The sequence below is a fragment of the Myxococcus sp. SDU36 genome (genome assembly GCF_030168875.1).
Taxonomy (GTDB): Bacteria; Myxococcota; Myxococcia; order Myxococcales; family Myxococcaceae; genus Myxococcus; species Myxococcus vastator.
Genome location: NZ_CP077414.1, coordinates 4,374,848 through 4,394,066, shown reverse-complemented (window position 1 = coordinate 4,394,066; position 19,219 = coordinate 4,374,848). Strand labels below are relative to the sequence as shown.

The 19,219-nt window shown below is 69.9% G+C and carries 14 protein-coding genes; 11 read left to right on the top strand and 3 right to left on the bottom strand.

Going from position 1 to position 19,219, the window contains the following annotated elements; translation table 11 throughout:
- Positions 1 to 46: 46 nt before the first annotated feature.
- Positions 47 to 1,759 carry an FHA domain-containing protein gene (locus tag KGD87_RS17230; RefSeq protein WP_284668491.1) on the bottom strand — a complete coding sequence of 571 codons (1,713 nt, stop codon included), beginning with the start codon at positions 1,757 to 1,759 and terminating at the stop codon, positions 47 to 49.
- Positions 1,760 to 1,894: 135 nt separating this feature from the next.
- Between KGD87_RS17230 and KGD87_RS17225 the strand changes: the two genes are divergently transcribed.
- The 7 genes from KGD87_RS17225 (at position 1,895) to KGD87_RS17195 (ending at position 11,799) form a co-directional block, all read left to right on the top strand.
- Positions 1,895 to 3,421 (top strand): rhomboid family intramembrane serine protease, encoded by a 1,527-nt coding sequence (locus tag KGD87_RS17225; RefSeq protein ID WP_350102423.1) that lies wholly within the window; start codon positions 1,895 to 1,897, stop codon positions 3,419 to 3,421.
- Between the two features lie 145 nt (positions 3,422 to 3,566).
- On the top strand, positions 3,567 to 4,052 hold the full coding sequence (locus KGD87_RS17220; RefSeq protein ID WP_284668489.1) for a hypothetical protein: 486 nt from the start codon (positions 3,567 to 3,569) through the stop codon (positions 4,050 to 4,052).
- A gap of 268 nt (positions 4,053 to 4,320) precedes the next feature.
- On the top strand, positions 4,321 to 6,624 hold the full coding sequence (locus KGD87_RS17215) for an ArnT family glycosyltransferase (protein WP_284668488.1): 2,304 nt from the start codon (positions 4,321 to 4,323) through the stop codon (positions 6,622 to 6,624).
- Entirely contained in the window at positions 6,621 to 7,538 is a 918-nt protein-coding gene (locus tag KGD87_RS17210; RefSeq protein ID WP_284668487.1) for an ABC transporter ATP-binding protein, read from the top strand. The genes KGD87_RS17215 and KGD87_RS17210 overlap by 4 nt, the downstream gene beginning before the upstream one ends.
- A gap of 3 nt (positions 7,539 to 7,541) precedes the next feature.
- Positions 7,542 to 8,342 (top strand): ABC transporter permease subunit, encoded by an 801-nt coding sequence (locus tag KGD87_RS17205; RefSeq protein ID WP_284668486.1) that lies wholly within the window; start codon positions 7,542 to 7,544, stop codon positions 8,340 to 8,342.
- Positions 8,343 to 8,540: 198 nt separating this feature from the next.
- Positions 8,541 to 9,590 carry an SPFH domain-containing protein gene (locus tag KGD87_RS17200; protein ID WP_284668485.1) on the top strand — a complete coding sequence of 350 codons (1,050 nt, stop codon included), beginning with the start codon at positions 8,541 to 8,543 and terminating at the stop codon, positions 9,588 to 9,590.
- A gap of 292 nt (positions 9,591 to 9,882) precedes the next feature.
- Positions 9,883 to 11,799 (top strand): CotH kinase family protein, encoded by a 1,917-nt coding sequence (locus KGD87_RS17195; RefSeq protein ID WP_284668484.1) that lies wholly within the window; start codon positions 9,883 to 9,885, stop codon positions 11,797 to 11,799.
- Here the strand turns inward: KGD87_RS17195 and KGD87_RS17190 are convergent.
- Complete coding sequence (locus KGD87_RS17190) at positions 11,796 to 13,538, bottom strand: gluzincin family metallopeptidase (RefSeq protein WP_284668483.1); 1,743 nt, start codon at positions 13,536 to 13,538, stop codon at positions 11,796 to 11,798. The two genes, KGD87_RS17195 and KGD87_RS17190, sit on opposite strands and share 4 nt — an antisense overlap.
- Before the next feature lie 30 nt (positions 13,539 to 13,568).
- Here KGD87_RS17190 and epmA point away from each other — a divergent pair, with 30 nt between their 5' ends.
- A complete protein-coding gene (epmA, locus tag KGD87_RS17185) occupies positions 13,569 to 14,573 on the top strand; it encodes an EF-P lysine aminoacylase EpmA (RefSeq protein ID WP_163782648.1) in 1,005 nt (334 codons plus the stop codon).
- Between the two features lie 94 nt (positions 14,574 to 14,667).
- A complete protein-coding gene (locus KGD87_RS17180) occupies positions 14,668 to 15,405 on the top strand; it encodes an inorganic pyrophosphatase (RefSeq protein WP_284668482.1) in 738 nt (245 codons plus the stop codon).
- 6 nt (positions 15,406 to 15,411) lie between these two features.
- Here the strand turns inward: KGD87_RS17180 and KGD87_RS17175 are convergent, their stop codons facing one another.
- Positions 15,412 to 16,608 (bottom strand): energy transducer TonB family protein, encoded by a 1,197-nt coding sequence (locus KGD87_RS17175; RefSeq protein ID WP_284668481.1) that lies wholly within the window; start codon positions 16,606 to 16,608, stop codon positions 15,412 to 15,414.
- A gap of 113 nt (positions 16,609 to 16,721) precedes the next feature.
- Here KGD87_RS17175 and KGD87_RS17170 point away from each other — a divergent pair, with 113 nt between their 5' ends.
- Together KGD87_RS17170 and KGD87_RS17165 are read left to right on the top strand one after the other, a co-directional pair.
- Entirely contained in the window at positions 16,722 to 18,167 is a 1,446-nt protein-coding gene (locus KGD87_RS17170; protein ID WP_284668480.1) for a nicotinate phosphoribosyltransferase, read from the top strand.
- Positions 18,168 to 18,174: 7 nt separating this feature from the next.
- Positions 18,175 to 19,146 carry a nicotinamidase gene (locus tag KGD87_RS17165; RefSeq protein ID WP_284668479.1) on the top strand — a complete coding sequence of 324 codons (972 nt, stop codon included), beginning with the start codon at positions 18,175 to 18,177 and terminating at the stop codon, positions 19,144 to 19,146.
- The last annotated feature ends 73 nt before the right edge of the window (positions 19,147 to 19,219 follow it).

The following is a 19,219-nucleotide window of genomic DNA, read 5'->3' as shown; positions in this document are numbered from 1 at the left end:
TGGGACCGGAACACCCTCGGGGGGCGAGGGTGATTCCGGCAGACCGCTACTTCTTGGGATTCTCGTAACTCTCAACCAAACCCTTCACGCGCTCGTAGTACGCGTGATTGGGCGCAAGTTCCAGGAATCGCTTGTAGTGAACCGCGCCCTTTTCGGGCTGGTTGTCATTCGCGTAGGCGGACCCGAGGTAGAGGTGGCACTCGGCGCGGCCAGGTTCCAGGTCGAGGCACTTGTTCAGCTGCTCGATGGCCTGCCGGTAGCGCAGGCCCTTGATGTGCTCGAAGCCGTCCGCCTGGGCCTTGGCCGCCGCGGACTGCGCGGCGGACGGCGCCTTCTCCGTGCCGGAGGTGGGGACCGCGGCGGGCGGCGCCGCCTTCTTCGTGGCCTCGGCGACCTGCGTCTTCAGCGCCGCGTACTCCTTGGCGAACGCCTTGGTGGCGGCGCTCTCGCGCAGGGCCTCCTCGGCCTCCGGCAGCTTGCCGTCGTCCAGGGCCGTGCGGACGTCGTCGAGCCGCCGCTTCATCAGCTGCTCGGCGCGCGCCTCGTCGAGCCGGGTCTCCACGTCACGGGGGCGCTGGCCGTTGGCATCCTTGATGCGCTCCAGCGCCTCCACGGCCGCGTCGAAGTCACGCGCCGCAATCGCCTTGTCGGCGACCGCGCGCTGCTCCTCCATGGAGGGGCCACGTGGGGGGGGCGGCGTCTCAGGCGTCTGCGCCGCCGTCGTGGGCGGGGGGACGTTGGCCGCGGGCGGGTCCTCGATGGCCGGCCGCGGCTCCTCGTCCGGCAGCGGCGTGGGCGTCTGCGCGATGACGGGGGGCCCCGCCGGCTGGGTGCCCTGCTGGTTCAGGTACCAGAAGGCGCCGCCGCCGCCGCCGAGCAGCAGGGCCGCGAGGCCCGCCACCAGGGGCAGCTTGGAGCGCGAGTCGCCACCCGAAGCCGCGTCGTCTGACGCGTCACCGGCGTTGACGAAGCGCAGCCTCACGTGTCCCAGCTCGATGATGTCTCCGGTGCCGAGCGTGGCCTGCGCGTAGCTCTCACCGTTGACCGTCATCCCGTTGGCGGACTGCATGTCGATGACGCGCCACTCGCCGGCGTCCTCGCGGACGAGCTTGGCGTGGGTGCGCGACAGCGACCGATGATCCAACGTGATGTCGTTGTCGTCGGTGCGGCCGATCCGCAGCTCCGTGCGGATGCAGGCGAACTCCTGACCCTTGAGCTCGTCCGGGGACAGCACGAGCAGGCGGGGCGCGTCCTCGGCGGGCACGTCCACCACCTTGCGCGGCCGCTCCGCCTCCACCTGATCCAACCGGATGATGGAGGTGGAGTGTCGGCGCGCCTCCGCGGCGCTGAGCGAGGGCGGGGTGTGGTCGCTCTCCTCGGGCTCGTCGTCGGAGTCGTCCTCCTCCGGCTCGGGCTCCAGCCGGCGGGTGGGCACCTTGGTGGTGATGGGGCCTACGGCGTTGGCCGCGCCCTCGGCTTGGAGCGCGAGGTCGTAGTCGCCAATCTGGACCAGGTCGCCCTCTTTCAGGGGCGACTGACCCGCGATTCGCTCGCCGTTGATCCGGGTGCCGTTATAGCTCCCCAAGTCTTCCACTACGACGTGGCCATTGAGTCGCACCAATCGTGCGTGACGGCGAGACACATTTCGTTCCGTCAGGCGGATGGTGTTTCCCTCCTGACGGCCGATGGTGATCTCGTCACGCACGAAGGGAACAACGGTCTTGCGCCCCTCGTCGTCTTCGATGATGAGCTTCAGCACGGGTCCGATCCGCGTACAGTCATAGCAGAACGGCCTTTCCCTGTACAAGCCATGTATCCCCCTCAAAAGACAGGACTTTCTCCCGAGGAAGAGGGGCAGGCGAGGCTGTTGTCCATCGGTCAATCGGCCGGTGGAGTGCGACTTGGGGGGGCGCCCTGGCTCACCTTGATCCTGGCCACCGTGCTGGTGGCCATCCACGGCGCGGCGCGCGCGACGGGGCCCGTGGGGCTGGACACCCTGCTGCGGTGGGGTGCCAAGGCGGGGCCCCTGGTGGTGGACGCGGGCCAGGTCTGGCGGCTCGTCACCGCCAACTTCCTGCACCGGGACTTCCTCCACCTGGCCCTCAATGTCCTGGTGCTGCTGGCGGCCGGAAGTGGCCTGGAGCGCCTGTGCCGGCGCCGGGACTACGCGGCGCTGCTGGTGGCGGCGGGGCTGGGCACCATGACGGGCTCGCTCGGCAGCTCCGGGGCGGTGAGCGTGGGGGCCTCCGGGCTCGTGTACGCCTGTGTAGGGGCGCTGCTCGTCCTGGGCCGGCGTCACCGGGCGAAGCTGCCGGCGCGGTGGATGTCCGGCGAGGCCGCGGTGCCCACGGTGCTCGTCTTCCTCTGGATGGGGTGGACGTCGGTGGGCGTGGACAACGCGGGGCACCTGGGGGGACTGCTGGCGGGACTGCTGGCCGGCGTCTTCCTGGAGCCGCGCTGGCGCCCGGACACGGGCTGGCCGCGCCCGGTGGGGATGGTGGTGGTGGCGGTGGTGCTGGCGGGAGGCGTGGTGGCGGAGCGCTCCGCCTGGCGCACGGAGCGGGATGACGGCTTTGGCATCTCCGTGGCGCTGCCGCGCGACTGGCGGGGCGACGTGGACGGGCATGGCCGGCGGGCCTTCTCCAACGGCTTGCCCGGGCGTGGCCGCGCGACCTTCTCGGCGGAGGCCGTTGAGACGGGAGAGCCGGGAGACGGCTCGGTCCAGGCACGGCAGTTCCAGCAGGACGTGTTGGTGCAGGGCGCTCAGGGCCCCGAGGGGCGGACGCTGAAGGTGACGGGGCCGGTGGCGGCGCGCGTGGGGGGGAGGAGCGCGCAGCGGCTGCATGCGGAGCTGGAGGGGCCAGGGGGGCCCACTCAGCTGATGGCGCTCTTCGTGCCACGGGGGGAGTGGGTGTACCGGTTGGTGTTCACCTGGCCCGCGGCGTACCCCGCCTACCGAGCGGTGGTGGACCGGATGGTGGCGGAGCTGCGCTTCGACGAGCCCTCCGTCCTGCGCGAGGCGCGGGCTCGAGCGCTGCTCGTCCCGGGCGCGCCGGGACCGCTGCGCGAATTGGGCGGGGTGCTGCGCCGCCTGGGCCTCCCCAAGGAAGCGGTGGCGCCGTTGAGCGAGTCCGTGCGGCTGGCGCCCGCTCATGTGGAGACGCGCGTGGAGCTGGCGCGTGCGCTCCTGCAGGCGTCACGCGTGGAGGAAGGGTGTCACGCGGCCGCGGAGGCGCGGGTGTACGGGCCCTGGGACACGGGCGCGCTGGAGGCGGGCGTGCGCTGCGAGCTGTCACGCGGCGACGTCGCGCGGGCCCTGGAGCGCCTGGTGGAAGCGCGCCGGGTGGCCCCTCAGGATGCCCGGCTGCGCGCGGCGGAGCTCGCGCTCCGGTCGGTGCTGGAGGCGTCCCCTCGGCGGTGAAAAACACGTCGGAAAGTGTGGGCGAAACTCCGCCTAATCACCACCGATAACCCCAATGTGGGCCGCAATCACACGCAGAGGGGGGAACACCATGCCGCAGATTCCTGGAGTCAAGTCGACCGTTTCGTCTTTCAAGCCGGGGCCCGTGCTCGCTGACGTCGCGGACCGGACCATGAACGTGGTGGCGCTCGAGGCGAACGTCGCGAAGAGCGTGGGAAGCAAGGGCGGCGCGTCGGAGCCGGTGCGGACGCCGCAGCAGGTGGTGAGCACGATTGGCGGCACCTCGGGCACGCTGAACAACGCCATCAACGTGGCGGACACCTTCGAGACGGGCGCCCGCGCCATCGGCCAGATGTCGCGAGGCACCGTGCCCACGGCGCTGCCCCCGACGCTGGTTGGGAAGACGCTGGGCAAGTTCGTCCCGGGCCTGAACGTCGTCGGTGCGATGTCCTCGTTGTCGAACACGCGGGACGTCTTCACGAACCCGTCGTCGACGCAGTCGCAGAAGACGCACGCGGTCATCGACTCGGCGAGCGCGGTCGTGTCGGCGCTGCCCGTCCCTGGTCTCGCTCAGGCCGGCGCCGTCGTGAACACGGTGAACAGCCTCTTCACGCCCTCTTCGTCGCAGTGAGCCAGCGCCGGGCCCCACGCCGAACCACGCCCGCTCCGTCTCCGCGCGCGCCGGGTCCAGCAGCAGGCCTGGAAAGAGGGCGGGGCGGTGGGCGACTGAATGACGAGGGCCTCGTTCCCTGCCTGCGCGAGCAAGGGGGCGCGGACCGTCAGGCTCACGGCAGAGGCGGCTTGCGGTGGTCGACCGGAGGGGGCCGCGGGGATATAACGCCGCGTCCCGCCGAGGGTGGGCCGCCCACCGCCCGGAACGACTCAAGGAGCTTCAGTCCGTGGAGAGCGAAGTCGAACAGCAGCGGGAGCAGACCTTCGCCGAGGCCATCCTCGGCAAGGACTTCTTCCAGGCGAAGTGGGCGAAGCGGTGGCTGGAGCTGTCCTTCAGCCTGCGCGTCGTGACAGCCACGGCGGGCTTCGCGGCCCTGCTCTTCCTTCCCTACCTGGGCGCGGTGGGCCTCTGGGACTGCTGGGAGACGCACTACGGCGAAGTGGCGCGGATGATGATTGTCCGCCAGGACTACGTGTATCCCTTCTGGGAAGGCTCGTGGTTCTTCTCCAAGCCGCCGCTCACCATGTGGATGCAGGCGCTGGGCATGAACGCCGCGGGCGCGGTGAACCCTGGCGGGGTGCTGGGCCGCTACATGGAGTGGGGCATGCGGATGCCCTTCGCGGTCCAGAGCATCACCGCGGTGGCGCTGCTGTCCCTGGCGGTGGCGCGCGTGGTGTCCCGGCGCGCGGGCCTGGCCACCGGCTTCGTGCTGGCCACCATGCCGCTGTACTTCCTGCTCACGCGGCAGACGGTGACGGACACGCCCTTCGTCACGACGTTCATCTGCGCCATGGCGTGCGCGCTCATCGGTCAGTTGGATGCGACGACGAAGCACCGCGCCGCCTGGTGGTACGGCTTCTATTTCTTCGCCGGCCTGTCCGCGCTGGCCAAGGGCCTGCTGGGCGTGGGCCTGCCCGCCGTCATCCTGATGCTGTACGCGGCCCTGTCCGTCATCCCCTGGGACAGCGACAGCCTGGACGCGCACCTGAAGTGGCTCACCCAGTCCCGCTTCCGCAAGGACGTGCGAGAGGGCCGTCAGCCCATGCCCGTGCTGTGGGGGCAGATGTTCAAGATGCACCTGGGCACGGGCATCCTGGTGTTCTTCGCGGTGGCGGGCCCCTGGTACCTGACGTTGTCCCTCTTCGGCTCCGTGGACGACGAGGGAAAGCTCTTCTGGTACCGCTTCTTCGTCCATGACCACCTCAACCGCCTCACGGCGGGCGTGCACACCACCACGCCGGGCGGCACGTTCATCTACTTCATCGAGCAGGGCGGCTTCGCCATCTTCCCCTGGGTGGCGCTGCTGCCCGGCGCCTTCTCGGTGGTGGCGCGGCTGAGGCTGCGCTCGGAGAAGGCGGCGGACCACCTGGCCATCATCGCGGTGCTGTGGGTGGCCTTCTCCTTCTGGCTGCTGTCGTCCAGCGCCACCAAGTTCCACCACTACGTCTTCCCGGTGCTGCCGGGCGTGGCCGTCCTGCTGGCGCTCTTCATCGACCGGCTGTGGGAGGAGGGCATCTCCGCGCACGCGGTGAGCCTCATCTTCGGCTTCATGCTCTTCGTCCTGGTGGGGAAGAACCTCGCGGAGAACCCGAAGATCTTCACCGACTTGTTCGTCTACAACTACGACCGGCCCTATCCGCAGGACCTGGTGACGAAGCCCATCGCGTTCTTCACGTCGCGCCCGCTGTGGACAGGGGATTTGGTGACGCTGGTGCTGCTGGCCTTCGGCGTCTACCTGTCCTTCGACGCCTTCTCCGCGAAGGGGCGGGCCCGGACGACGCCGAGCGCGCGCGCCGTGGCGCTGATGCTGCTCCTGGGCGGCGTGGCGACGCTGGGCGCGGTGAGCGCCCAGGCGCAGGTGTCCGCCAAGGCGCTGGTGGGCGTGGCGGTGCTGGTGGTGGCTGGCTACCTGGCGTGGGAGTCCATGCGGCCGGGGGCGGAGGGCCGCGCGGCGCTCCAGATGCTGGCCGGCGTGCTGGCGGTGGTGGGCATCGCGTTCGCGGTGCGGGGCTTCCGTCAGCCGGCGGCGGCGGACTCGCTGCTCAAGGCGCTGTCGGAGCCCGTCAACATCAAGAAGTCGCTGGGCTTCACCTTCGCGGTGGCGGGCGGCATGGCGGTGGTGGCGGCGCTGATGCGGGCGCGGGCGATGCTGTTCGGCACCTTCTGGGTGCTCGCGGCGGGCATGGCCCTCTGGTTCAACTGGAGCCACTGGGTGGACCTGTCCCACCACTGGACGCAGCGTGACCTCTTCTGGCGCTACTACGCGCAGCGTCAGGAGGGCGAGCCCATCGTCGCGTACATGATGAACTGGCGCGGCGAGACGCTCTACTCGCAGAACACGGTGGAGCAGTACCGCGCGTCGGACGCCAACGCGCGCATGCGCGCCCTGGCGCAGCGCCCGGGTCGCGAGTGGGCCCTGGTGGAGCACAACCGGCTCAACCTGCTGCGCACCTCGGTGGGCTCGGACAAGGTCGTGACGCCGGTGGACCGCGACATCAACAACAAGTTCCTCCTGGTGACCATCGATTGAGCGGCATCCACGTCCAGGGCCTGGGGAAGCGCTTCGGAGACCGGGTGGCCGTGGAGGCGCTGTCCTTCCACGTGCGGCCCGGCGAGGTATTCGGCCTGCTGGGGCCCAACGGCGCGGGGAAGACGACCACGGTGCGCATGCTCACGGGGCTCCTGCGGCCCACCGAGGGCGAGGCCACCGTGTGGGGCCACCGTGTGGACGGGGACGGCGAGCCGCTGCGCAAGGTGGTGGGCCTGCTCACCGAGCAGCCCGGCCTCTATGACAGGCTCACCGCGCGGGAGAACCTGCGCTTCTTCATGAAGCTGCATGAGCTGGATGAAGCCGCGGCCTGGCCCCGGGCCCGGCACTACCTGGAGCGCTTCGGGTTGGGCGGGCGTGAACAGGAGCCGGTGGGCGGCTTCTCCAAGGGCATGCGGCAGAAGCTGGCCATCGTCCGGACGCTGGTGCACGACCCGAAGGTCATCTTCCTGGACGAGCCTACCAGCGGCCTGGACCCCGAGTCCGCGCGCACCGTGCGCGACGCCGTGGCGGAGCTGGCGTCGGAGGGGCGCACCATCATCCTGTGCTCGCACAACCTGTCGGAGGTGGAGCGCCTGTGCGAGCGCGTGGCGGTGGTGAAGCGCCGCCTGCTGGCCATGGGTCCCATCCGCGAGCTGCGGCACGCCGGGCAGGCGCTGGAGGTGCGCGTGGAGGGGGAGGCGGAGCGCTTTCGCGGCGCGCTGGCCCAGTTGCCCTTCGCGCCCAGCGCGCTGGCTGAAGGGCCGCGCCTGCGCGTCATGCTGGCGGAGGACGCGCACGCGCCCGACGTGGTGGCGTGTCTGGTGAGCGCGGGCGCGCGGGTGCACAGCGCGGTGCCCACGCAGCGCCCGTTGGAAGAGGTCTACCTGGAGCTGCTGCGCGAGGGGAGGGGGTAGCCCATGGCGTTCCATCCGAAGCGGGCCCTGGCGGTGTTCTGGAAGGACCTCCTGGACCTGCGGACGAACGTGGGCTTGCTGGTGTCCATGACGGTGCTGCCGGTCGTCATGGTGCTGGTGCCCATCGGCGTGGTGTGGACGTACGTGCGCACCCCCCACGACGCGGACCTGCGCAGCGTGGCGCTCTTCTATGAGCCGACGCTGCCGTTTGGCGCCAGCGCCGCGCGCTTCCTCATCGACAAGACGCTCTCCGACTGGTTCGGCATGTTCCTGGTGATGCCGGTGTTCGTGCCCATCCTCATCGCGTCCCAGAGCGTGGCGGGGGAGAAGGAGCGGCGGACGCTGGAGCCGCTGCTGGCCTCGCCGGTGACGGCGACGGAGCTGGTGGCGGGCAAGAGTCTGGCGGCGCTGGTGCCCGCCGTGGCGATTACGTGGGCGGCCTTCATCGTGTTCTGCGTGGGGGTGGACATCGCCGCGTGGCCGCTGGTGAAGGCGCCGCTGATGCCGAACGCGATGTGGACCTTCGGCGTGTTCGTCATCGCGCCATTGTTCGCCTTCTTCGGCAACGGGGTGGCGGTGCTCATCTCCGCGCGGGTGAGCGAGGCGCGCATGGCCCAGCAGCTCGCCGCGCTGGTGCTGCTGCCCCTGGTGGGGCTGATGGGCGGCCAGGTGGCGGGGGTCCTCAAGTCGGGCTTCGCCTACTACCTGCTCCAGGGCGCCGTGGTGCTGGTGCTGGACGCCCTCCTGCTGTGGGCCAGTATCCGCCTGTTGGACCGCGAGCGGTTGGTGAGCCGCTGGGGCTAGCGGCCGCCGGCCGCCGCTTTCCAGAGCATCCAGCCTGCCGAGCGGCTAGGCTTTCGCCAGTGAAACTGGCATGTTGCGGGCAGGTGCTGGGATGTGAGCGCGCGCGCTTTCGTCCTGGATGCCATGCTCTTAAATGGGGTTGAGGTGGCGGGTGCGGGTTGACCGGCTGCCAATGCGGCCACGGAGGCGCTGACGGCAATGGGTATCTTCGACAGCATCAAGGGTGAGGCGAAGCGCAACTTCATCGCCCGGGCGGATTCAGCGAAGGGCGACATCATCTACAAGTATCCGGAGAACAACGTCCGGATGCTGACCCAGCTCACCGTCGATGCGGACGAGGTCGCCCTCTTCGTCAAGGACGGCAAGGTGGAGGGCAAGCTGGGGCCCGGCCGTCACTCGCTGGACACGAACAACATCCCGTTCCTGTCCCGCCTCATGGAAGGCTTCACGGGCGGCAACCTCTTCATCTCCGAAGTCTTCTTCGTCTCCACGCGGGAGTTCGCCGGCGTGAAGTTCGGCGGCCCCATCGGTGACGTGCGCGACCCGGAGACGGGCCTGGGCATTGGCACCATGGTGTACGGCGACTTCTCCATCCGCGTGACGGACCCGGAGCGCCTGGTGGTGGGCCTGGTGGGCATGGGCCGCACCGGCAATGAAGAGCTGCTCGGCTGGTTCAAGAACCAGGTGCTGAAGGTGACGCGCGACCGCATCGCGGAGCTGCTCGTCAAGAAGCGCTGGCCGCTGCTCGACGTGACGAGCGGCGCGTACACCGAGGAGATTGAGACGGAGGTCATCTCCGGGCTCAAGCCCCACGTGGACGGCTACGGCCTCACCGTGGTGCGGATGGGCAACTTCCACGTCTCCATCAAGGAGGAGGACGAGGCGACGCTGAAGAAGCTGGGCAAGGACGTGGCGTACTCGCGCCTGGCCGGCGGCTTCCAGCAGTACGCGCAGGGCCAGGCGATGCTCGGCGCGGCCGAGGGCATGGCCAAGGGCGGTGACGGCGGCGGCGGCGCGGGCAACGCGCTGGGCGGCATGGGCATGGGCATGGGCTTCGGCATGGCCCAGCAGTTCATGAACCAGCAGCCGCACCAGCAGCGGCCCCCGGAGCCCGCGCCCGCGGCGCCCCCGGCGGACACGCGCAGCCCCGCGCAGCGCCTGAAGGAAATCAAGGAGCTGAAGGACGCGGGCGTCCTCAGTGACGAGGAGTACAACGCGAAGCGCGCGGAGCTGATGAAGCTCCTGTAGTGCCCTTCGTGTTCCCCAGCGGTCCCCAGAGCCTCCGTCCGACACCGGGCGGGGGCTCTCGTACTTTTCCCGACGTGCACTGGGGTGGGATGGACCTCAAATGTTCCCTGCGCTACACAGGGGGCGCCGCGGTCGTCGTGCGGTGTGCGTTTCGGGGCGCCTCACCTGGGGCTCGGAAGGCGTGCGCCGTGCACGGGCGCGTATGGGACGTGTCGCGGGAGGGGTGTGTCCCCGCGGGCCGGACGTCCCCGTGCCAGCCATGCTGGCCGTTGGTTCCCAGGGAGACAAGGCATTGAGGACGTTTCGCTACAGGTCCCGCTCGGTGCTGTGGGCGCTCACGGTTTCACTGGTCGCCTGCCGTGAGGATGTTCCGCCGGCTGCGCCCATTGAAGGCCCGCGGGAAGAGCAGTCCGTTCCGTACGTGTCCATCGACGGCATGGACAACGCGACCAGGCTCCTGCGGGGCACCATCCAGGGGCAAGGTGACATCAAGGCCGTGGAAGTCTACGTGGACGGCGTGCTGCTCGGCTGGGCCGAGGTGCACGGTGACCAGTGGAGCATCCAATGGCTGCCCGCCGCGAGGATGCACGCCATCGACGTGGTGGCGCATGACGGTTCGGGCACGCCGGCCCGCGCGTCGCTGGCGCTCCAGCCGTTGGACTTCGACACGCCGCACGCGCTCTATCAGGCACCGTCCCTGCTGACGCTGCCCACGAGCGAGTCCGCGACGACGCGCTACACGCTGGATGGTTCGACGCCGACAGCCGACTCGCCCCGCTACACCTCGCCGCTGGTGCTGATGCGCTCAGAGGGCGAGCCCGCGCCCCTGTCACGCATTCCCACGAATCCTCCGGAGACGCCGGTGGACTGGCGGTGGCTGCCGCCCCGCGGGCCGGTGGGCCGCGCCGCGGTGGTGCGGTTCCAGCAGTTCCAGGACGCCACGCCCGTGGGCGCCTCCGGCACGCGGAGCTATCTCATCGACAGCTCACATGGTCCGTTGCCGGTGATGTCCCTGACGGTGGACGCGGAGCACTTCTTCGGCTTCGAGCACGGCATCTACGTCCCTGGGCGGATTCACGCGGAGGACCCCATGCCGGACTGGATATGGGGCAACGGCAACTATCACCAGAGTGGCAAGGACTGGGAGCGCCCCCTCCACGTGGAGTGGTTCGAGGTGGACGGCCAGCCGGTGATTTCGCAGGGGGCGGGGGTGCGCATCCACGGCTCGGGCAGCGCGGCGCTGCCGCACAAGAGCCTGCGCCTGTACGCGAAGGAGGACTACGGGCCGAAGACGTTCCGCGCGGCGGTGTTCCCCGACGAGACGCTGGACGAGTACACGCGGCTCATCGTCCGCACGTCGGGCCAGGACCTGCTGTACTCCAAGATTCGCGACTGCGCGCTCCAGGAGTTGCTGCGGGAGACGGCGCTGCACCTGCAGGCCTGCCGCCCCACCGTCCTGTACCTCAACGGCGAGTACTGGGGCCTGCATGAGCTTCGCGAGCGGTATGACGAGTACTACCTCGCGTCGCGCCACGGCATCGACCGCAAGAAGGTGGCCATCCTGGAGCTGAACGGGGTGCTCGACACCGGCGAGGAAGGCGACGAGTCGCACTACCTGGCGCTGCTGGACTTCGTCCGGAGCAACGACCTCTCGCTGCCGGAGAACCTGGCCCACGTGGAGTCGATGATGGATGTGGACGACTTCATCGACTATCAAATCGCGGAGATCTTCTTCGCGAACCCCGACTGGCCCCAGAACAACGTCAAGTTCTGGCGCTACGTGGAGCCAGAGGCCCAGGGGCCCGCCGCGAAGGACGGCCGCTGGCGCTGGCTGCTCTACGACTTGGACGGGGCCTTCCTGGGCGACGCGGATTACGACGCACTGGCCCGGGTGCTGACGGATGAATCGCTCCCGGAGTGGTCCGTGTTGCTCATCCGCAAGCTGATGACGAACGCGGACTTCAAGAGCCGCTTCGTGTCGCGCTTCCTGTGGCACCTGGACAACACCTTCCGCGAGGAGCGCGTGACGGCGCACCTGGCGTCGCTGACCGACCTGGTCGCCGCGGAGATGCCCGCGCACATCGAGCGTTGGGGCTATCCGGTGTCCCTGGCGTCGTGGCGCTACTACGTGGACGCGATGCGTGACTACGCCACGCAGCGGCCCACGCACGTGCGCCAGCACCTGGAAGCGGCGTTCGGTCCTTTCTAGGGCGCCGGCGCGGGCGGGGCGGGGGGCGCGCTGAAGTCCTCCAGCCCCGGCGCGGGCGGGGGCTGGGTGAAGTCCTCCAGTCCGGGCGCGGCGGGGAGGATGGCGTCCTCCACGCCTTCGAGGTTGAGCTTCATGGGCACCTGGAGCGTGGTGCCCAGCCGCAGCAGCAGCACGTCCGGCTCGATGCCCTTCTCCCCAATGGCCTGGGCCACCTCGCGCGCGGACAGGCCGTTGCCCTTGGCCCACAGCGTCTTGAGGAACTCGCCCGCCTGCGACGTGCGCCACCACGCGGGGCCAAAGCGCGCCTTGAGCTGCGCCTGGAGCTGACCCGCCAGGAACCACGCGCGGAAGCTGTCCGCGGACTGGAAGAAGTCCTCCTGGTCCACGAGGTACCGTTCGGTGTCCTCGTCCGTCATCGGGATGTCGTCGGTGCGCGACATGACTTCGCGGTACAGCGCCTTCGGGTCGGCCTCCACGCGGCGGTGCAGCTCCAACTGGTAGAGCAGCCGGCCCGCGGCATGGCGGATGAGGTACAGCTTGTGCGCGCTGGACGCGGCCAGGTACTGCGCGCGCTGCTCGCCGCTGACGCCCGCGTGCTCCTCCAGCCACACCGGGTCCTCTGCCAGGTCCTCGAAGAGGGCGGAGTAGGCCTCGCCCACGGTGGGGTTGCCCAGGCGCGCCAGCTCGAAGCGCGTCTCCGTGGTGAAGGCCGCGTGCAGCGCGTGGCCGAACTCGTGGAGCACGCGCGCCTGGTGCAGCACGCCCGTGCCCGGCTTGAAGGAGATGCGCACGTCGGAGGGCACGCGCACCGCCAGCGCCAGGGGACGTGAGCTCTTGCCCTTCACGTCCCGCGCGTCGATGGTGACGTTGGACAGCTCCCCCAGGTCCAGGCCCATGCCGGACAGCGTCCCGTGGGCCTTGAGCAGGGACTCGCCCTTGGGGAAGGCGTCCTCCACCTCGCGCGAGCGGAACAGGCGGGGGATGTCCGCGCGGGTGATGTCCTTGAACGGCATGCCCAGCTCGCGCTGGCTCAGCCGCTCCATCACCACGCGGTAGGGGGCCTGCGTGGCCTGGAGGATTTCCTCCGCCAGCACGCTCAGCCGTCCCAGGTCCGCCTGTCGCAGCTCGCTGCCAAAGGCCTCGTAGGAGGCGAAGCCCAGCTCCCGCACCAACGCCTCCGCGCGCTCCTCGCGGCGGCGCAGCGTCTGGTTGAGCCGCTCAATCGCGGGCGTGGCCGCGGCGTACAGGGCCCGGCGCCGCGCCACCGTGCGCTCGTTGGCGAGCAGCCGCTCCAGGTCCCGGTAGCGCACGTCCTTCCCGTCCACGGGGAAGGTGAGGGACGCCTCCAGGTTGGCGGCCGCGTCGTTGAACTCGGCCAGCGCGTGGGACAGGTACTCGCCGGCGAAGTGCGAGTGCAGCGCGGTGAGGGCGCGCACCTCGCGGGCGTCGTCCGTGAGCTGGCGCAGCCGGTCGATTCTCCGGATGTTCTCGAGGGTGAAGAGCGCCTCCTGTCCGGCGTAGGTGGCGGCGACGTCCACGTGGCGGCCCGCCGTCCAGAAGTCCCACACCAGGCGGCTCTGGGCTTCGAGGAGGGTTTCAGCCTTCGAGGACATGGCGCTGACGTCCGCCTCGAGCTGCTGCTGCTTGGAGAGGACCTGCCGGCCATCAGCGGGCGGGCCCTTGGGGCAGGCAGTGAGGCAGCAGGCGAAGGCCAGCAGCAGGGGAATCCTTGGGTGCATGTGGCTCCTCATGTTACTTGCGCGCTGCCCATGCCCAATCTTTCTCAATGGCGGGCCGCCCGGGGACGCCAGTCCCTCTACTCCGCCCTGCGACGTTTCTTCGCCGCCCATGGCTATCTGGAGGTGGAGACGCCCCTGCTCATCCCCACCCCGGGGATGGAGCCGCACATCAACCCGTTCGAGGCCGGCTTCATCCCGGAGACGGACGTGGGCTCCGCGCGGACGCTCTATCTGCACACCAGCCCCGAGTACGCCATGAAGCGGCTGCTCGCGGATGGGGCCGGGCCGTTGTTCCAACTGTGCAAGGTGTTCCGGAATGGGGAGGTCTCCCCGACCCACAATCCGGAATTCACGATGCTGGAGTTCTACCGGCCCCACGCGGACTACCACGCCATCATGGATGACCTGGAAGGGGCGCTGGCGGAGGCCGGCCGCGGCGCGACGGAAGGGGAGCCCGGGGCGGACCCGGCCTTCTTCACGCGCACCCCCTACGAGCGCCTGACGGTGCGTGACGCGGTGCTGCGCGCCACCGGGGTGGACCTCCGCCAGCACGCGGACGGCCCGTCGTTGAAGCGGGCGGCGGAGGCGGCCGGGGTGCGCACCGGAGACGCGGAGACGTTCGACGACGTCTTCTTCCACCTCTTCCTCCAGAAGGTGGAGACCGGCCTGGGCCACGAGCGGCCCACCTTCTTGATTGAGTACCCGGCGTCCATGGCGGCGCTCTCCCGGCTGAAGCCCGGTGACACCACGGTGGCGGAGCGGGTGGAGCTGTATGCCAAGGGGCTGGAGCTGGCGAACGGGTTCTCCGAGCTGACGGACCCCGTGGAACAGCGCGCGCGATTGACAGAAGAACAGGCGCTCAGGCGCCAGCTGGGCCGGGCCGTGTATCCTCTGGACGAGCGGTTCCTTGACGCGGTAGGGCGAATGCCACCCTCGGCGGGCATCGCCGTCGGGCTTGATAGAATCCTGATGCTGCTGCTCGGGGTCCAGCGCATCTCGGACGTGCTCCTCTTCCCCGCCCACGAGTTCGTTTGATTCGCAAGCGCCTGGAGGGTGGGCAAGCCCCTTCCCACCCAGGGATTGACGATGCAGGACCGCGACGCGCTCACGCGCCAGCTGGAGACACGCCATGAAGAAGCCAATCCAGACCACCTCCCAGGCGCACCCGTGGCACGGCATCACCCCGGGTGAGGACGCCCCCGAAATCGTCACCGCGTACATCGAAATCGTCCCCACGGACGCGGTGAAGTACGAGCTGGACAAGGAGTCCGGCATCCTCAAGCTGGACCGCCCGCAGCGCTTCAGCAGCCAGTGCCCCACGCTCTACGGCTTCATCCCGCGGACGTACTGCGACGAGCTGGTGGCGAAGCGCTGCGCCGAGCGCACGGGCCTGAAGGACATCAAGGGCGATGGGGACCCCATCGACGTCTGCGTGCTGACGGAGAAGGTCATCTCCAGCGGCAACCTGCTGGTGCGCGCGATTCCCATCGGCGGCTTCCGCATGGTCGACGGCGACGAGGCCGACGACAAAATCATCGCGGTGCTGGAGTCCGACCTGGTGTACGGCGAGCTGCAGCACATCGCGCAGCTTCCGCGCGCGCTGCTCGACCGCCTCAAGCACTACTTCCTCACCTACAAGCAGATTCCCGGTGAGGGGAAGCGCAGCGTGGAGATCGCCGAGGTCTACGACCAGCCGGAGGCGCTCGAGGTCATCAAGCGCAGCATGAAGGACTACGCGCGCCTCTACGGCCCGCAGGGCACCACGACGGCGCGCTCCGGCCGCGCGCGTGGCGCGGCGGTGGAGGCGAAGGTCGCCAGGCCCGCGAAGGCCAAGGCGAAGACGGCGCGCAAGTCCCGCGCGTCCTGAGCCGGCTCAGCGGACCTCGACCAGCCGCACGCGCTTGTAGATGCGGCGGTCCAGCGGAAGGCGGGCGTCGATGAAGCCGAGCGCTTCGTCGAACTCGAAGCTGAAGGTGGGGACGGGAGGGCTGATGGAGATGAGCAGCTCGAACTCCCAGACACTGGTGAGCCGCGAGCGGCCGCCCACGGCCTCGTCCGGCGGCGGGGGCAGCTTCTCCGCCATGGCGCGCACGTCCTTGAGGGCCTCCTTGTCGACCTGGGGCTCGTGGCTGGGCTCCAGGAGGTGCACGTCCACGAGGTTCCCCTTCGTGTCCTGGATGACGCGGATGAGGGCACGGCGCGTGGTGCGGAACTCCTGGCGCATCTGCTGGCGCAGCTCGCGGCGGGTATTGAGCGTGGGGTCTCCCGCCGTGCTGAGCGGCCTGCGCCGGTCCTCGCCCGGGCCATTCTTCGCGGCGAACGAGCCCGACGCGCCGTAGTCCGACGCGCGCTCCCTCCAGATGCGCGAGTACGCGCGGCCTCGCTCCATGCCCATGTCGAAGTAGCCCTGGAGGCCGTGCTCCTTCACGGCGCGGTCGGCGTCCCACGCCTTCATCAGCGCCTTGCCGAGCTGTCCGTAGTACGGGTGCACCAGCCCGCGTTCCACCCGGCCTCGGCCCACGCTTTCGGACACCAGCTCTTCCACCAGGGCCTGGGCCGAAGGCGGCGCATGCGGGTCCACGCCGCCGCCGTCGAGCTCCGCCGCCACACCCGGGTGCGCTCCTGAAAGCGCGGTGACCTGACGGGCCGCGAGCAACAGCCGCGAGCCTGGGGCGGCGTTGGCGCGGGGAATGTCCGTGGGAGGTGAGCCCGCCAGGGGCGCGTCCTCGAAGTGGCGGCTTGCCGGCGCCGTGTCAGGAACCTCCGCGTCACGTTCAGGCTGCGCGTCCGCTTGGGGGGCGACGGGCGTGTCGTGGGCGGACTGGGCGCTCGCGTGGGCAGGCGCTGGGCCGCGCTTGAGCCGCGCAGTGCCGGTGGACCTGGGCGGCGAGGCGGGTTCCGGAGGGGCCTCCGCCACCTCCACGTCGACCCATTCAAGGGCCGGTGGCAAGTCAGGCGGAGGTGGCCGCGTGACGGGCTCCCCGCCCTCCAGGGCCAGCCACAGGAGCCCATGCACGCCCAGGCTCGCGACGAGCGCTGGCAGCAGGCGTCTGGTGGGCTCACGGGACATGCGCCTCCATTTAACCCCGCTTTCACGTCATGCCCGGGGAATCCACGAGGGGCGATTAGGAAACGCAACCCTGACGCGTTTACTCTTCACGACATCGGAGGAAGGACCCCAGGATGTCGACCTCGCTGCTCGCGACGGATGGCTACAAGTTCAGCATGGCGGAGGCTGGCTGGCCGCTTCGTCGGGAAACGTTCTACTACTCGCACCGGCGGGGGGGGCTCCAGGTGATGCCGCTCGACGTGGCGGCCTTCGTCCAGTCGCTCATCCCTGAGCCCAAGGCGGAGGACTACGACTACCTGGGCCGGTACGACTATGAGATGGGCGTGGGGTTCAAGGCGGCCATCCTCCGCCGTGAGAAGCTCAGCATCCGCGCCATCCCCAAGGGCGCGCTCTTCTACCCGCGCGAGCCCATCCTCACGCTGACGGGCCCGTCGGCCCTGGTGTCCTGGGTGGAGCCGCTGTTGCTCCAGCTCAACTTCCGCATCCAGGTGGCCACCCTGGCGTTGTCGGACCGGGACGCGCTGGCCCGCGCGCTGGCCACCGTGACGTGCGACGCGCAGAAGGCCATCGCGCTGGAGACGCTCGACGCGGTGGGTGTGAAGGCGGTGCCCATCACCGTGGACGCTGAGGGCTACGCCAGGCGCGTCTTCGCCACCGTCAAGGAGCTGGTGGACATCGTCGAGGACCCGTCCCGCATCTTCGAGGTGGGCCTGCGCGCGGCCACCTGTCTGGAGCAGCACGAGCTGGCGCTGCGAAGCTGCAAGGACGCCGGCGTCATGCGCACCTCCAACGTGGACGGGGCGGCGAAGCTGGGCATGGCCCCGGTGGGCACCATGGGGCACGAGCACATCCAGCGCTATGGCTCGGATGAGGCCGCGTTCCGCGCCATGCGCGAGCGCCGACCGCAGCGCTCCAGCTACCTGCTGGACACCTTCGACACGCTCACGTCCGGAATCCCCGCGGCCTTCCAGCTCATCCAGGAGGAGCCCGGCAACAACGACTCCATCCGCTTCGACTCCGGCAACAAGAAGCTCCAGTACCTCTACGCGGTGACGCGGGCGCGGGATTTGGGGATTCGCCCCGTCAACATCCTGGAGGACGGACTGGACGCGGAGGCCACGCGAGAGTTCGAGGAGCTGCGGCGGCAGGTGGGCTGGGAGCCGTCGGCCCAGTTCTACGGCTACGGCGGCCACATCGTCGCGCGGACGATGGACTGCCCGCTCACCCGGGACAAGGTCGCCGCCATCTACAAGCTGTCGCGCACGGGCAACACGCCGGTGATGAAGTTCGGCAACGAGCTGGCCGAGGGCAAGAAGAGCATCCCCGGCGAGCCCGTCCTCTTCCGCCGCCGCCATGGCTCGGGGCCCATCGGGCTGGTGGGCCAGGTGGGCGAGCCCGTCCCGGACGGCTACATCCCGCTCATGGAGAGCGCGCCGGAGACTCCGTCGCTGGTGGGGGCGCGGGAGCAGGCGGCCGAGGCGCGCGTGGCCTACACCGCCGCGACGCAGGCGCTGGTGGATGCGCTGCACCGCCGCCACTTTCCCCAGCAGCAGCGCTGAGGCCGACATGCCCTTACCCATTCCCCGCTTCCACGAGGACGCCCGCGTCAGCCAGCTCTTCCTGGAGCGTGGCGCGGAGGTGGCGGAGGAGGCCCTCCGCTACGTGGCGGAGCACCGCATCCGCCCCGCGCGCGAGGACGCGACGCGCATCGCCGCGTTCGGCATCGACGTGCAGGTGGCCTTCTGCACGCCGGGCGCCAGCCTCTTCGTGCCCGGCGCGGTGGAGGACACCCAGCGCGCGCTGCGCTGGCTCTACGCGAACCTGGACCGGGTGACGGAGCTGGTGTTCTCGCTGGACACCCACCGGGCGTACCACGTGTTCCATCCGTCCTGGTGGCGGGACGCGGAGGGCCGGCCGCCGCCGCCGCTCACGGCCATCACCGCGTCGGACGTGCGCTCCGGCCGGTGGCGGGCCACGCGCTCCCACGAGGAGAGCCTGGCCTACTGCGAGCAACTGGAGGCCAGCGGCCGGTACGTGCTCACCGTCTGGCCCTTCCACGCGATGCTGGGCGGCCTGAGCCACGCGCTGGTGCCGTCCGTCTTCGAGGCGAGCCTCTTCCACGCCCTGGTGCGCGACGTGCCCACGCACTTCGAGCTGAAGGGGGAGCACCCGCTCACGGAGAACTACTCCGTGTTGTCGCCCGAGGTGACGGAGGTGAAGGGGCAGCAGGTCGGGGCCTTCAATACGCGCCTCTTCGAGCACCTGATGTCCTTCGACCGCGTCTATGTGTTCGGCCAGGCCAGCTCCCACTGCGTGCTGAACACGCTGCTGGACCTGCGGCGTCACATCGAACGGACGGACCCTTCGAGGATGGGCCGCATCCACATCCTGGAGGACGCCATGAGTCCGGTGCCGGCGCCCCCCCTGGAGCCGCTGCCCGCCTCGCTGGACTTCCCCCGGCTGGCGAAGGAGGCCCTCCGGGACTTCCAGGCGGCGGGGATGCGGGTGGTCCGGACCTCGGACCCGCTGGAGGGGTAGCCGGGCGGCATTCCGAGCGAGTGCGCCCACGTACCCCGCGTGTGGTAGAATCTCCCGTTCGTTCCCGGCGAGG